Genomic DNA, 13797 nt, shown 5'->3' with positions numbered 1-13797 from the left:
TTAAATCCTCAATCTTTAAGGTTGTCATTCTTCCTAACTTCCCTTCCGTAGAGTTTTGCGGCACGCGCCAACAAATCACTCATAAATTTTCCGATCGTTCGTAACTCCGTCTCAGAATAGGATTCGATAAATTGGTAAAAACTTTTTTCTGGTTTCTTGAGGTATGTCAGCGATAGAAGTCAACCATATCTTCAAACAGCTGTTTGATAAATTCAAGCTCGCGTTCGTTGTATCTTTCCAAAAACTCGTACATCCGTTGCTTTTCCTTCGCGTGGAGCTCCTCATGAGCAGCAAACAGCTTTTTGCCGACAGGCGTTAGCCGAAAATACACTTCCTTTTTGTTATCGTTGAGTTGGGCTTTTCGCACCCAACCTGCCTTTAGCAGTTTATTTGCGATCTTGGATGTATTTCCTTTGCTTAAATTGCTTCTCTCGGCGATGGAAGTGAGATTGATCGGTTCCTGCTCTCCGATGCACGCAATGGTGTGCAGTTCCGTCATATTCAAGCTGAATTCCGATTCAATATGCTTCCGGATATCCTCCAGGTATGTGGCAGTTATTCGAGTTTCATATTGCTCTTTTTGCTCAAGAAACTGAACGAATCGTTCATGAATGGCGGTTTTGTTTTTATTGACAGTATCCATGCTTATGCTGGCTCCTTGACTCATTTGTTTTATTATATCATAGATTGTTCTCTGAGAAACAAACGGTCATACTCATATTGACGTTGGGATTGACAGGATAAAGGGTAACCAAGTACAATGATATTGTTTCATAGGAAACTAAAATTATATGTAATTTTTATTACATCCATTTTTACAAGCAATAGAAAAGTTTCTAACGAAACAATAATTAATGAAGGAGGTGTATACCTGCCTGTGGAAATCGTGAATCCAAAGACATTGACGGATAAGGTTACATCTGTCATTTCTCATGTCGTGGTAACTACTGCCTCCAAACTGGCCTTCATCTCAGGTCAGGTTTCTGTGGATGAAACAGGCGCATTGGTCGGTTCAGGGGACTATTATACGCAAGCGATTCAAGTGTTCACCAATCTCAAGTATGCATTGGAAGCCGTGGGAGCGGATCCATTGTACATTGCCAAAATGAATATTTTTGTGGTAAACCACAATCCGGAATTGATTTCGATTATTTTTGACGCAGGATTTCATGTGTTTGGCCCTAACTGGCCGAAGACAGCAAGTACCTATATAGGCGTTCAAGCGCTAGCCGATCCTGAATGGCTTATCGAAATAGACGCTATCGTGATCTTCCCATAATGTTTAAGAAAAGAGGTTATTGATATGAATTATGAAGTCATCCTGATCGGTGGCGGTCCTGTCGGCATGATGTTGGCTGGAGAATTGGGATTAGCCGGTGTAAAAGTCTGCGTCATTGAGCGACTAAAGGAGACAACTCCATATTCACGTGCGCTTACCGTACATCCACGCACCCTGGAAATTTTAGATATGCGTGGAGTGAAATCACAATTAATCAAGCAAGGCCGCTTACTTTCGAGAGGTCATTTCGCCGGATTAGAAACTCCTTTGGATTTCTCGGTGTTGGATTCCTCTTCCAATCACACTCTCTTTTTACCGCAGAGTGAGACGGAGAAGGTCCTGGAGGAATGGGCGCTTAGCCTTGGCGCAGAGGTCTGGAGAGAGGTTGAGGCTCTATCTGTGCACCAGGATGAGGATGGGGTTGACGTTAAGATCGCGGGACCTCATGGAGAAACAACGTTAAGATCAGCTTATGTGGTAGATACGGATGGAGCTAGGAGTTTGGTTCGCAAACATGCAAATATATCATTTGCAGGTACAGATGCGACCTTCACGGCGATTCTGGGCGATGCCGTTCTATCTGATTTGGCTCCTATGAGTGTCATATCCCGGATTACAGAACAAGGATTGGTCAGCATCATGCCGATCAATGATCATATCTATCGGGTCTTGATGATCGATATGGAGAGACGTAACATCCCTAAGGATGAGCCCGTTACATTGGAAGAGTTTCGTTCATCGCTCATCCGTACAACCGGAAGCGACCTAGGATTGAACGATGTGAAATGGATGTCCCGTTTCGGAAATGCGACGCGGCAAGCAGGACGCTATCGGAATGGTCGAATGTTCTTGGCGGGAGATTCGGCGCATATTCATTTTCCCGCTGGTGGACAGGGAATGAACGTCGGCTTACAGGAAGCGATGAACTTAGGCTGGAAGCTTGCAGGAGCAATCAAAGGCTGGGCTCCGGACTGGCTATTGGACAGTTATCATGCCGAACGTTTTCCATGGAATACGGCCTTGCTCCGGAATACCGAGGTCCAAACCCTGCTTCTGGATGTGACTCCTCCCATCACGGAACTGCGAAGCATGCTGGCGAATCTGATTCAGATACCGGAGGCTAATTATCAAATCGCTGAACAGATTTCCGCCATGGATGTACATTATGCACCCGACGCCGAAGCACCTTCCCATCCTTTAAACGGGAAACGGTTCAAGGATCTCAGCTTAAAGCTGAAAGATGGACAATTGATGAACTCCTATCCGCTCCTGCACAAAGGTACTTTTCTTTTGTTGCATTTCCATTCTAATGAACAGATTAGCGGTCAATGGGAAACGTATAGCAACCTTCAAGTTGTACATGCCTCTTTGGCCGAGGCTGACGCGGATTGGAACGACGTCCACACAGCGCTTATTCGGCCGGATGGACATATTGCCTGGGCGATTCCTCTATCCGATCCAAATCCAATGCAAACCATAAATGAAGGAATCACTCGCTGGTGCGGAAACATTACCGATTATTAATTCATTTGAGGTGCCTCCCTACCCAGCTAGGGCAAGGTCTGTAGATGATTGAACAAGCACTGTCCTTTACATCAATGGAATCAAGTTCTTGTCTTCAGGTTAGGTTAAAACTTGATTCCTTAAATTTCCTCTTCCAATTCTGCAGAACGCATCATCACAGCCTTGATCCTGGGCTTTACCACTATTTGTGATACGGTTCTCCTCGTGTTATTTAGTTGTCATGCATCATCTTCCGAAAGCCAGAAGATGATGCATTTTAGTCGTTTGCCATCAGGTGCAACTTCAATTCATTAAATGAATGCCTTTTTAGACTTCATCCAGGATACTCTCCGGTACCTTGACTGCCGGCACTCATTCGCATCCTCAAGAACGTCACTACCACGATCGCAATAGCGACTCCAACCATCCCGACCCATGTAATGGATGATAGAGACACACGGTCGATCATGACGCCTCCGATTGCAGCGCCCGCAGCCATGGACAACTGCATCATGGATTGGTTCAGGCTCAGCATGATTCCAGAATAATTCGGTTCAATCCGAACTAGATTGACTTGTTGCGTTGGACCGGAGGACCATGCCGCAAACGACCACAAAATCAGGAGGATGACAATCGGCAGCCACGAATGGGTATAGGTAACGGTTAAAGAGAGGAGAAGCAGCGCTATGACGTGCAAGAGCATCCCCCCTGACAGCGTCGGGAATACCCCCCATTTATCCGTGCTGAAACCGCCGAATTTGGATCCGAGGAGGCTAGCGATGCCGAAAGCCAACAGCACTCCACTCAGCATCCCTTCTTTCAATCCGGCAACTTCAAGTAGATACGGTGAAATGTAGGTGTAGGCGATCGAGTATCCGCCGAGCCAGAAAAAGGTAATCGCAAGTCCTAACGCTACGTTTCCGTTTTTCAAAAAGGCAAGTTGCTTGGACAACGGAATCGGTTTATCCCCTTGAACTCGAGGGATGATGGCGTACAGAACGAACATAGCCACCAGACCGGCCAGTGCCAATATACCAAAAACAGCTTTCCATCCGAACTGTGCTGCAACGATACGTCCAAGCGGCACGCCGATAATCAAAGAAGCCGTAAAGCCCATCACCACGGTAGCAATCGCGCTGGCTTGTTTGCCTGGGGCAGCAATTTTCGCGGCGATGTCCAAAGCAGTTACCACGACCATTCCCGCGCCTAGAGCCATGATGACGCGAGCGGCGAGAAACGATGCATAGCCAGGCAAAACGAATGACAGTACATTCCCAATTACGAAGATACCTAGCGCCCAAACTAGCAGTTTTTGTCTTTCCACCTTAGCAGTCAACGCCATAAGGATCGGGGTGCCAATGGCGTATACAAAGGAAAAAATCGTGACTAACTGTCCCGCAGAAGTAACAGAAATACCCATTGTATCCGAGATTTTATCTAAGATGCCAGAAATAACGTACTCTGATGTACCCACTAAAAAAGTAACTAAAGCCAATAAATAGACTCTCCACGTGTTAGACAATGCATTCACTTCTCCTTTTTTTATTGATACGAGGATCCTTTTAATCAATTTATATATCGCGATATGTCGATATGTAGGGCCGAAAAACTGAATACGTTTAAGGTATTCAGTTCAGATTAAAGTTTCTGATTCAAATATGCAGCCAACTCACTGATCTTCTCTTCATCTCGTTTGTAGTACGTGTATTTGCCGATCCGCTCAGTTCGAATCAGTCCGGCCCGTTGTAGAATGAACAAATACTGCGATGCTGTCGACTGTGTCATGTTCAACTTATCCGTCACTTGACTGACACACACCCCGATTTCTTTCATATCCACTCCTTCATGGGGCACAAAATGTTTTTCAGGCTCCTTAAGCCACTGTAAAATCTGTAATCTCGACTCGTTAGACAACGCTTTGAACACTTTAATTGGATCCATGCCTTTTATTATATCTACATTTTGCGATATGTCAATCCTAATTAATTCTCTTCTACTCTCGCTCATTTTATTCCTCTACGGCGATGCCGCCAGCTCTTAAGTGCCCATAGGCAACAATTTTACTAAACTGAGATGAAACCACCTCTTTAGAAAGGGGCTTATCGTTTTTAATCCACCAAATGACAATCCCCATGAAAGCCGATCCGAGGTATTCGATCAGCAATTCATTGGATATCGCTAATGGGGCGTTTTCCTGAGCAGGTTTCCACCCCTCCATTAATTTATCTTTAATGATATGCTCCATTTTCGCTTGAAACGGATAGATTCGGTTCTCTTCAATTAACATGGAACGGTAAAAGGTCATGTTTAGAGAAATATGCTCCAGTACCGTTTGCATGACTGTCTCGAGTAGAGAAATGCTGAAAGGATTCATGCTGATCGGACAAAAAAGGATTGCATCCTTTAAATCGCTTAACAGTTCATTCATACATGTATCTAATAAATCAGGCTTGTTTTGGTAGTGGAGGTAAAATGTATTTCGATTGATCATAGCCTGATCGGCAATATCCTGGACCGTTATCGCCTCGTATCCTTTTTCCTGAATAAGCTCATAAAACGCCTTTCGAATCGATTGTTTCGTGCGCAGTATTCTTAAGTCGGTTTTCTTCTTCATTGTTTTCGTTCCCCCTAAATTTATTTAGGTCGTTAAGCGACAAAGTTTTATAAGTTGTCTGTTATCCATCATAACTAAAAATATTGAATATTGAGCGTTATATTAACCTCTATTATAATGAGCAGCAGATAAATAAACAACGCATTGTTCATTATTTATCTAATGACCAAAAAAATTCCAAGGAGGAGATTCCAATGACATCTAACCATCAAAATGAGCTTGTTCGTAAGGCAGTCGCCGTACTGAAAAGTTTTGAGAGCGGCAACCCCGAAGCGATTGCGGCTTACGTTCATCCAGATCAATATATTCAACACAACCAGGCTTTAATCGATGGTCGTGAAGCCATGCTTGGCGCACTTGATCATTTAAAGGAGATTGGTACTAAGGTAAGCATTAAGCGGACTTTAGTCGACGGAAATTATGTGGCTCTTCATTCTGTATATGATTTTCACGGCCCTAAAATCGTATTTGATATCTTCCGTTTTGAGAATGGACTAATCGTTGAGCATTGGGATAATTTGCAAGAGATGGTGGAAAAGACACCGAGCAATCATACGATGATTGACGGACCGATTACGATCAAGGATATCGACAAGACGGAGGCCAACAAAGCATTTGTCAAAAGCTTTGTTGAGAACATCTTGCTTGGGAAGAACCCTGACCTGCTTGCCTCTTACTTTGATGGAGATAATTACATTCAGCATAGTCCCCATATAGCCGACGGTCTTCCTGGCCTTCACGCTGCCTTACAGGCTCTGAAGGAGAAAAATATTGAGTTTCAATATACTCATGTTCATCAAGTCATCGGGCAAGGCGATTTTGTTCTTACAGGGAGTGAAGGCCTATTTGATGGTCAGCATACCGCTTTCTACGATTTATTCCGCGTAGAGGATGGAAAGATCGCTGAGCATTGGGACGTCATCGAGGCCATCTTGCCAGCAGAAAAACGAAAAAATGCGAACAGTAGATTTTAAAGTTTGTGTAGCTAAATCTCAAGAAAGGCATCGCCAAATGTCATTACGGTGATGTCTTTCGTTTCGGGAATGTATTTGAGTAATCAATTTTGTCATCAAATGGATGGGAAGCGTTGTTTATAACAATTAAATTAAGTGACCTTGTGGTGTAGCCATATAATAGGCAAGCCTTTCACAAATGAATATTGCGGTTAATAATCAACAATCTTACGAGGAGGAGAGGATCATGAAAATGCTGGCACAAAAAACGATGTGGCTGGGAATGGTGCTCGTCCTGATCGTGCTAACTATATTCGGGGTAGCGATGATGGGATCGGTGCTTGGGTCGAAGCCAAAGGAACTCCCGGTGGCTCTCGTTATCCTCGATAAGCCGGCGGAGCTGTCGACTGGAGGAACGTTTGCGGTAGGGGAAATGATCCGTGAAAAGTTGGTGTCGAACCCGGCAATGCCGTTCGCATGGCATGTGGTCGATTCTGAGGAAAAGGCTCGGAAAGGACTGGATAAACGCGAATATTACGGAGCGATGGTGATTCCGGAGGATCTAAGCAGCGATTTACTCTCGTTAACAACTCACTCGCCGATTCATCCTAATGTGAAGATCATCTCCAACGACGGTATGAACACCCAAGCCTCGTTGGTCGTAAGACAGGCAATGGGACAAGCGATGAATATGATCAATGGGGAACTATTGCAGCAGCTACTTGGGCAGATCGGACAGCAAACGGAGCAAATTCCGGCTGAAGCGGCTAAAACTCAGGAGGAAGTCGTGCATCCGCCGGGGGTGAATAATGCGTCGGGGAACGCGCCGGGTTTGTTGATCCAGATCATGTGGATCGGCAGCCTGGTGACCGGAGTCGTCTTGTTCCTGGCTAGTCAGAAGGCGGTCGCCGCGGGTTCAAGGAGATGGACAGTCAGCTCGGTGCAAGCTATCGGGGGACTTGCGACCGTTGGCATAGCGTCAGGCTTCACCGTATGGATGGCTTCGTCGTGGTACGGCATGGAACTGGCGAACGTGGGGGATACTTGGTTGTTCTTATGGTTGTCCGGATCGGCGTTCTTCTTGTTGCAATCTTCCTTGCTGAATTGGATCGGATTCCCGGCAATACCGCTGCTCGTACTACTGATGTTCTTCTCCATGCCGCTGCTGAATGTGGCTCCAGAGTTCTTATCGCAGACGACGCGAGATTGGATCTATTCTTGGACGCCATTGCGGTTCGCGGCAGGAGGGCTACGGGAAGTGATGTACTTCGGCGGACTGGACGCAGTTGGCTCAAATGCCTTCATTTTATGGGGCATCGCAGGGGGATTTTTGGTCCTGCTGCTCGCTTCCGGATTTAAGGCCGATCGAGCGACAGATGCCGCCCCTACTTCTGTTACAGGCGATTAAAATAAAGTAAGAGCAATCAACATTGTGTTGTCGGTATTTGGTTCAAATAGGGTGATTTGATAGGTTTGTTGGACGAACTCGTGCGCACGAAATTAGCCCGGTCGTTTCCTTGGGGCAGGGATTCGACTCTTTTAGGTTGAAATTCGCTTAACGTACAAAATTTCTGGAATGCTGACGGCACCCATTTGTCCAGTTTGATGGACTAGAACAAACAGGAATGAAATTAGGGACATCGCAGTTGCTGCACAAAGTTACCTTTTAATACTTGAAAACTTCCCGTTGTTCTGTCCAAAATGCAAAAAGAAAAACCTAAATTAATGTACAACAACTAAATATGTCAGTTATTAAAGAGCCAGACGCTAAGACGCAGAGCCGAGAATTTGTGAGAACGTCACAAATATCGGCTCTCTCTTTTTCGTCATATTCGAAATGGTTTATGGCGTGTAATGAGGGCCATACATTGGAGTAGAAGAAAAAATAGCACAAATTAAACAGTTATTAGCCTAGAGACGATCTTACAAACAATATAGTGGAATCAAAACATGAAAAAAGCTCCCTACAAAGTAGAAAGCTCTCGTGTAATAGACTTTGCTATTACTTAGGTTTGGCACCTAATACCGGTGGTCGGGGTCGAACCGACACTCCCGAAGGAACACGATTTTGAGTCGTGCGCGTCTGCCAATTCCGCCACACCGGCCCATTTTTTGAGAAACTATGTTGCTCTCATCAACTGACAAGAACTAATATACCACGCATTGATAATATCGTCAATACTTTTTAATAAAAAAATAACCATCAATATAAAATAAATTAGAGAGCAGCAAAAATGCTGCTGCTCTCCTATACAATGGTTACTTGATAAAACACAAAGCGACACCATATCCCTTGTCCTCATCGTACGCTTTTGTAAGGCGCATGACTTTAATCGGTCCATTTTCTCCTGGCACGCCTATTCCACCGTTGGCTTTTACATAATCTCCTGGCTGGACAGAGTCAGAGACACGGACGTGAATTTGGCCTGTTAGACCAACGATATTCCACTCTTTACGCTTACTGCGTGGAGTGTAAGGCAGCCTTGGATCATATTGAGGATTTTCTAATGGCAGTTCGACAACCTCTTCTGTATACGTAGGAAGCGTATTGCCGTCTTCATCGACATCATACGTGCGGATTGTTTGCGGCTCATAGACAATGCCGCCAAATTCATTAGTTAAGTATCGGCCTTGCCAATAAAGTGCCGATTCTCCAAGAACGACTCCTGCTGTTTCAGAAATAGCACCAAGAATATCGTCTCCTTCCTCAGCCACGCGGATTTTATCTCCGTCAAGAGTGACAAGCAGGCCAGTGGCAATGGGGTTTCCATCTATGCTTTCGAAGTACTCGGCATAATCGGTAAACGTCTGTGCACTTGATAGCGTGCCCGCAGCTCGGACTGTTCCAGTACGGCTATTAAGCTCCCACTTGATATTGGCGCTGCTTGGGTTGCCTGAAGCCCCATACCCGCCGACTACAGAATAGCCATTTGGGTTGGAAACCAAATTACTCGCAAGTACCATCGAGCCAAATGCCCCTCCTGACTGGCCAGCAACTGCGCCGCTGGAGCTAAGGATGCCGCTCCGAGGTCCTTGGGCCCGTGAATTGCCTGCACTTCCTAGGACGATTGCCCCTTCGCCAACTGAGTGGGAATTAGATGAGGCAGCCACCATCGTTTTAGAAGCAGAAGCTGTTGGCGACGAAGTGCTTGCAAGTATGATCGATTGTTCGGTGGACGGCGCCCCTGTACTTGAAGCGATCCGTGCGCCTCCCTTGATCACTGTAATTGGCTCTTTATAGGCGACGCCACCGCTGCGGACAGCAGACTTGTATCCAGTTACGGATACACCGCTAATGTTGACAGAGTTTGTCGCCGCTTCCACTGCATTTTCTCCCTCTCCCTTAGAATTAATTGCATTCACATTGGAAATGGAGACGTTGCTATGTCCGCTGCCGACGTATATCCCGTTATTTTTGCCTGCATCATAAATATGAATATTTGACAAAGAAATGTGGTCGCCACGGTTTCCTCCACCAAATACAATGATAGCGTCGCTAGCGTTATGAAAACGGCTTACGTTAATGCCATTAAGGGATACATTTTTCGCTTTGTATTGAATCGCAATGACAGGCGTATTGCCAAAGTCATAGGATAGATCGCCAATTGCCGTAAAATTGGTAATGCTGACATTCGTATAAGCGCTAATCACAAGAGCACGGGGATCTGTATTGTTTTGGAACCCTCTTTTTTTGTTTGGATGCAGCGACACAAGATTAGTAGCTGTAATGTGATAGGCCGTTTTTGAATCAGGATCATCGCCAGTATGATGGCCGATATGGCGGAAGTTATAGCTACGTGTGTCTTCCCTAGAAATATGGCCAAGAATATGGACATTGTTCGCTGCACTCGAGTTGGCATGGGCTTTAATTTCGATGCCGCCATAACAACCCGTGGAATAATTGTTTGATAGAAGCACATGGCGACTTCCGTCATCGATCTCAATTCCATTTGCATTTCCTCTACTAGTAGGTTCATAGGCATAGCAATTGGAAATGGTGATGTATTCGCTATGATGTGTAGTAAACCCATCATCGATCCAGTCAGTTGCTTTACAGCCATCAATCCACACATATTGGGAAGGTCCTGTATCAACTGTTCCATCTCCGCCATAATGATAATCTAGACCTGTCGACGTAACGTCAAATCCATGCAATGTGCTGTTGTAGGCAAATACATTATTTACCCAACCGTACTTTACACCATGGAATGTTAAGCAACTGGAACGGCTGCCCCCGGCCGGCTCTACGCCCCTTCTTCGGTTGCCGTCTAAGCTTAGATCACGAACGGCAATATACTCGGCGCCATTGTCTTTATCCTTTACCGACACCGTCCATTCATAACTTGGCGCATGATCAGGAGTTTGGATCGTTGTTAATTCCATCCCTTGTCCTTCAAGCACGGTTCGACTTGGTAGCTTGACAGTTGCATAATACCGCTTTGGTCCTAAAATCAGTTTGACATTTCCGTCGCCTAACGCTTCTTCAAAATACTTCGTTTGGTCACTTTCTTCTTCCCCTTCAGGAATAAAGTCATCGATGTAAACAACCCTTGTATCCTCAATTTGTTGCAGCGTTTCTGTCAAATGAGCAAAAGCCTTGTCCTGCACTTCCTTTGCTTCGTATGAACTTGCTTTCAATTCGTCGTTTTTCATAAAGGAAAACGCCTCCTCCTTTTATTCTGCTTGTGAAAAGCAGTTACGTTTAAAAGAGAAGGAAGTCATTTAAAAACAAAAAAACTGACCATTTTAAGGTCAGTTTGCATACGCGCCCGAGAGGATTCGAACCTCTAACCGCTTGATTCGTAGTCAAGTACTCTATCCAGTTGAGCTACGGGCGCAATTTTCTTCATTTCGTTTCATGAGATGCCGAGGGCCGGACTCGAACCGGCACGGTAGTCACCTACCGCAGGATTTTAAGTCCTGTGTGTCTGCCAATTCCACCACCCCGGCCTATCTAGGACTAAACAACTTATTTTTTAAATTGGAGGCGGCAACCGGATTTGAACCGGTGATAAGGGTTTTGCAGACCCGTGCCTTACCACTTGGCTATGCCGCCGTAAAAACTAAAGCGGAAGACGGGATTCGAACCCGCGACCCCCACCTTGGCAAGGTGATATTCTACCACTGAACTACTTCCGCATATGGCTGGGCTACCTGGATTCGAACCAGGGAATCACGGAATCAAAATCCGTTGCCTTACCGCTTGGCTATAGCCCATTGCTATTTAAATGGGGCGGCTGATGGGAATCGAACCCACGAATGCCGGAACCACAATCCGGTGCGTTAACCACTTCGCCACAACCGCCATATCGATATATGGTTAAACAATTCAAGTTGGCAGGGGCAGTAGGAATCGAACCCACACTGGAGGTTTTGGAGACCTCTGTTCTACCGTTAAACTATGCCCCTATGAAAATGGTGGAGGGGGACGGATTCGAACCGCCGAACCCTGAGGGAGCGGATTTACAGTCCGCCGCGTTTAGCCACTTCGCTACCCCTCCAGTTTCAAAAGACAATACTTATCATATCCGTAATTGATCAAAATGTCAATGATTTTTTGATAAGTGATGCCGGCCAGAGGACTTGAACCCCCAACCTACTGATTACGATTCAGTTGCTCTACCAATTGAGCTAGACCGGCCCAAATCGCATGATGGTGGCTCGAGACGGAATCGAACCGCCGACACACGGATTTTCAGTCCGTTGCTCTACCAACTGAGCTATCGAGCCCTTCTATTTAAATGGCGGTCCGGACGGGACTCGAACCCGCGACCTCCTGCGTGACAGGCAGGCATTCTAACCGACTGAACTACCGGACCATTTTTTGTTTTTGTATTGGTTGCGGGGGACGGATTTGAACCGCCGACCTTCGGGTTATGAGCCCGACGAGCTACCAGGCTGCTCCACCCCGCGTCGTTAGGAATAAATGAATTTTGCTGTGCTATTGATTGAAAGAGCATGGCTGTCTCTTCCTCTGATAGTTTTTTCGGGGATGTTTGGTGCGTCGAGACAACTCACTTCGTTCGTTGCTCCACCCCGCGTCGTTAGGAATAAATATGGATTTGCTTTACTATTGGTTGATAGAGGAGGCTGTCTCTTCCTCTGCTAGCTTATTCGGAGAAGCTTGGTTGCGTCGAGACAACTCGCTGCGCTCGTTGCTCCACCCCGCGTCGTTAGGAATAAATGAAATTTTGCTGTGCTATTGATTGAAAGAGCATGGCTGTCTCTTCCTCTGATAGCTTTTTCGGGGATGTTTGGTGCGTCGAGACAACTCACTTCGTTCGTTGCTCCACCCCGCGTCGTTAGGAATAAATATGGATTTGCTTTACTATTGGTTGATAGAGGAGGCTGTCTCTTCCTCTGCTAGCCTATTCGGGGAAGCTTGGTTGCGTCGAGACAACTCGCTTTCGCTCGTTGCTCCACCCCGCGTCGTTATCAACAAATGTGGGATTACTTTACTCTAATTTGAGTGCGATGGTGGAGGATGACGGGCTCGAACCGCCGACCCTCTGCTTGTAAGGCAGATGCTCTCCCAGCTGAGCTAATCCTCCATCATTTCCTACAATTCTATTTATTATCTTCAAAAATGGATGGTGACCCGTACGGGATTCGAACCCGTGTTACCGCCGTGAAAGGGCGGTGTCTTAACCGCTTGACCAACGGGCCTTTTATGTATGGCGGAGAGCGAGGGATTCGAACCCTCGAGACGGTTTTACACCGCCTACACGATTTCCAATCGTGCTCCTTCGGCCAACTCGGACAGCTCTCCTAATGGCTCCACAGGCAGGATTCGAACCTGCGACCGATCGGTTAACAGCCGATAGCTCTACCACTGAGCTACTGTGGAACGATATGTAAGCCCGGCAACGTCCTACTCTCGCAGGAGGAAGCCTCCAACTACCATTGGCGCAAAAGAGCTTAACGGCCGTGTTCGGCATGGGAACGGGTGTGACCTCTTTGCCATTGTCACCGGACTCTACTTCAGATAAGCTTCGGATTTCTTCGTCCAGTTCGTGTCTCTCAGTCGGTCACGTACGTTTGGGTACGCTCCCTTCTTCGAGCACTCCTGTCCTCGAACTCCTTGCTTCTCTTCGTAGCTCTTTTTTGACTTCAGATAAGCGGCGAATCTCTTCGTCTCGTTCGTGATTCTTCTTCAGTCACGTACGTTTGTACGCTCCTTCAGTCGAACACTTCCGGTCCTCGACCTTCTTGCTTCTCTTTGTCAATCATTTTACTTCAGATGCGGCGAATCGTTTCGTCTGCACTGAAGGATATGGAAAGAATCGGTGATTCTTTCAAAACTAAATCCGAAATACTCAATTGTCAAGAATGTATAGGATAAGTCCTCGACCGATTAGTATCAGTCCGCTCCACGTGTCGCCACGCTTCCACTTCTGACCTATCAACCTCATCATCTCTAAGGGGTCTTACTGGCTTACGCCATGGGA

10 protein-coding genes, 17 tRNA genes and 2 rRNA genes are annotated in these 13797 nt (G+C 46.1%); 5 read left to right on the top strand and 24 right to left on the bottom strand.

What is annotated here, in order from left to right; all coding sequences use genetic code 11:
* Positions 1 to 166 precede the first annotated feature (166 nt).
* Positions 167 to 643 carry a MarR family transcriptional regulator gene (locus tag N6H06_RS06360; protein ID WP_062747856.1) on the bottom strand — a complete coding sequence of 159 codons (477 nt, stop codon included), beginning with the start codon at positions 641 to 643 and terminating at the stop codon, positions 167 to 169.
* A gap of 234 nt (positions 644 to 877) precedes the next feature.
* Between N6H06_RS06360 and N6H06_RS06355 the strand changes: the two genes are divergently transcribed.
* Positions 878 to 1279, top strand: a complete 402-nt coding sequence (locus tag N6H06_RS06355) for a RidA family protein (RefSeq protein WP_095305604.1) — start codon at positions 878 to 880, stop codon at positions 1277 to 1279.
* A 24-nt stretch (positions 1280 to 1303) separates the two neighbouring features.
* Positions 1304 to 2803, top strand: coding sequence for a monooxygenase (locus N6H06_RS06350; RefSeq protein WP_263705886.1), 1500 nt, complete (start codon positions 1304 to 1306; stop codon positions 2801 to 2803).
* 313 nt (positions 2804 to 3116) lie between these two features.
* On the opposite strand, the gene N6H06_RS06345 is transcribed toward N6H06_RS06350, so the two are convergent.
* From N6H06_RS06345 to N6H06_RS06335, 3 genes are all read right to left on the bottom strand, one after another.
* Positions 3117 to 4304: an MFS transporter gene (locus N6H06_RS06345; protein ID WP_062747860.1), complete on the bottom strand. Its 1188-nt coding sequence runs from the start codon at positions 4302 to 4304 to the stop codon at positions 3117 to 3119.
* A gap of 116 nt (positions 4305 to 4420) precedes the next feature.
* Positions 4421 to 4723 (bottom strand): ArsR/SmtB family transcription factor, encoded by a 303-nt coding sequence (locus N6H06_RS06340; protein ID WP_062747952.1) that lies wholly within the window; start codon positions 4721 to 4723, stop codon positions 4421 to 4423.
* 67 nt (positions 4724 to 4790) lie between these two features.
* A complete protein-coding gene (locus tag N6H06_RS06335) occupies positions 4791 to 5396 on the bottom strand; it encodes a TetR/AcrR family transcriptional regulator (protein WP_263705885.1) in 606 nt (201 codons plus the stop codon).
* Between the two features lie 194 nt (positions 5397 to 5590).
* On the opposite strand from N6H06_RS06335, the gene N6H06_RS06330 reads away from it, so the two are divergent.
* From N6H06_RS06330 to N6H06_RS23230, 3 genes are all read left to right on the top strand, one after another.
* Positions 5591 to 6370 (top strand): nuclear transport factor 2 family protein, encoded by a 780-nt coding sequence (locus tag N6H06_RS06330; protein ID WP_263705884.1) that lies wholly within the window; start codon positions 5591 to 5593, stop codon positions 6368 to 6370.
* Positions 6371 to 6596: 226 nt separating this feature from the next.
* The gene (locus N6H06_RS06325; RefSeq protein WP_263705883.1) at positions 6597 to 7757 is read left to right on the top strand and encodes a YhgE/Pip domain-containing protein; all 1161 of its coding nucleotides are present in this window, start codon (positions 6597 to 6599) and stop codon (positions 7755 to 7757) included.
* Between the two features lie 222 nt (positions 7758 to 7979).
* Positions 7980 to 8075: a cysteine-rich KTR domain-containing protein gene (locus N6H06_RS23230; RefSeq protein ID WP_450103992.1), complete on the top strand. Its 96-nt coding sequence runs from the start codon at positions 7980 to 7982 to the stop codon at positions 8073 to 8075.
* Positions 8076 to 8372: 297 nt separating this feature from the next.
* Here N6H06_RS23230 and N6H06_RS06320 read toward each other — a convergent pair.
* The 20 genes from N6H06_RS06320 to N6H06_RS06225 form a co-directional block, all read right to left on the bottom strand.
* Positions 8373 to 8454, bottom strand: a tRNA-Leu gene (locus N6H06_RS06320).
* A 154-nt stretch (positions 8455 to 8608) separates the two neighbouring features.
* Complete coding sequence (locus N6H06_RS06315; RefSeq protein WP_263705882.1) at positions 8609 to 11002, bottom strand: peptidase G2 autoproteolytic cleavage domain-containing protein; 2394 nt, start codon at positions 11000 to 11002, stop codon at positions 8609 to 8611.
* A gap of 111 nt (positions 11003 to 11113) precedes the next feature.
* Positions 11114 to 11187, bottom strand: a tRNA-Arg gene (locus tag N6H06_RS06310).
* Positions 11188 to 11213: 26 nt separating this feature from the next.
* Positions 11214 to 11299, bottom strand: a tRNA-Leu gene (locus tag N6H06_RS06305).
* A gap of 32 nt (positions 11300 to 11331) precedes the next feature.
* Positions 11332 to 11405, bottom strand: a tRNA-Cys gene (locus N6H06_RS06300).
* 11 nt (positions 11406 to 11416) lie between these two features.
* A tRNA-Gly gene (locus tag N6H06_RS06295) sits at positions 11417 to 11488 on the bottom strand.
* A gap of 3 nt (positions 11489 to 11491) precedes the next feature.
* Positions 11492 to 11566 (bottom strand) — tRNA-Gln (locus N6H06_RS06290).
* Between the two features lie 12 nt (positions 11567 to 11578).
* Positions 11579 to 11654 (bottom strand) — tRNA-His (locus tag N6H06_RS06285).
* A 30-nt stretch (positions 11655 to 11684) separates the two neighbouring features.
* Positions 11685 to 11758 (bottom strand) — tRNA-Trp (locus tag N6H06_RS06280).
* Positions 11759 to 11765: 7 nt separating this feature from the next.
* Positions 11766 to 11850: transfer RNA gene (locus N6H06_RS06275), tRNA-Tyr, on the bottom strand.
* Positions 11851 to 11917: 67 nt separating this feature from the next.
* Positions 11918 to 11990, bottom strand: a tRNA-Thr gene (locus N6H06_RS06270).
* Positions 11991 to 12003: 13 nt separating this feature from the next.
* Positions 12004 to 12079, bottom strand: a tRNA-Phe gene (locus tag N6H06_RS06265).
* 12 nt (positions 12080 to 12091) lie between these two features.
* Positions 12092 to 12168 (bottom strand) — tRNA-Asp (locus N6H06_RS06260).
* Positions 12169 to 12185: 17 nt separating this feature from the next.
* Positions 12186 to 12262: transfer RNA gene (locus N6H06_RS06255), tRNA-Met, on the bottom strand.
* A 562-nt stretch (positions 12263 to 12824) separates the two neighbouring features.
* Positions 12825 to 12900 (bottom strand) — tRNA-Val (locus N6H06_RS06250).
* A gap of 40 nt (positions 12901 to 12940) precedes the next feature.
* A tRNA-Glu gene (locus N6H06_RS06245) sits at positions 12941 to 13015 on the bottom strand.
* A gap of 9 nt (positions 13016 to 13024) precedes the next feature.
* A tRNA-Ser gene (locus N6H06_RS06240) sits at positions 13025 to 13118 on the bottom strand.
* Between the two features lie 3 nt (positions 13119 to 13121).
* Positions 13122 to 13196, bottom strand: a tRNA-Asn gene (locus N6H06_RS06235).
* An 11-nt stretch (positions 13197 to 13207) separates the two neighbouring features.
* A 5S ribosomal RNA gene (gene rrf, locus N6H06_RS06230) occupies positions 13208 to 13323 on the bottom strand.
* Between the two features lie 360 nt (positions 13324 to 13683).
* Positions 13684 to 13797: ribosomal RNA gene (locus N6H06_RS06225) — 23S ribosomal RNA — on the bottom strand; the annotation flags it as partial.

It is taken from the genome of Shouchella tritolerans (genome assembly GCF_025770735.1).
In the GTDB taxonomy this organism is placed as follows: Bacteria; Bacillota; Bacilli; order Bacillales; family Bacillaceae_D; genus Shouchella; species Shouchella tritolerans.
The sequence above is the reverse complement of the archived record's forward strand: the minus strand, read 5'-3'. Positions and strand labels throughout refer to the sequence as shown.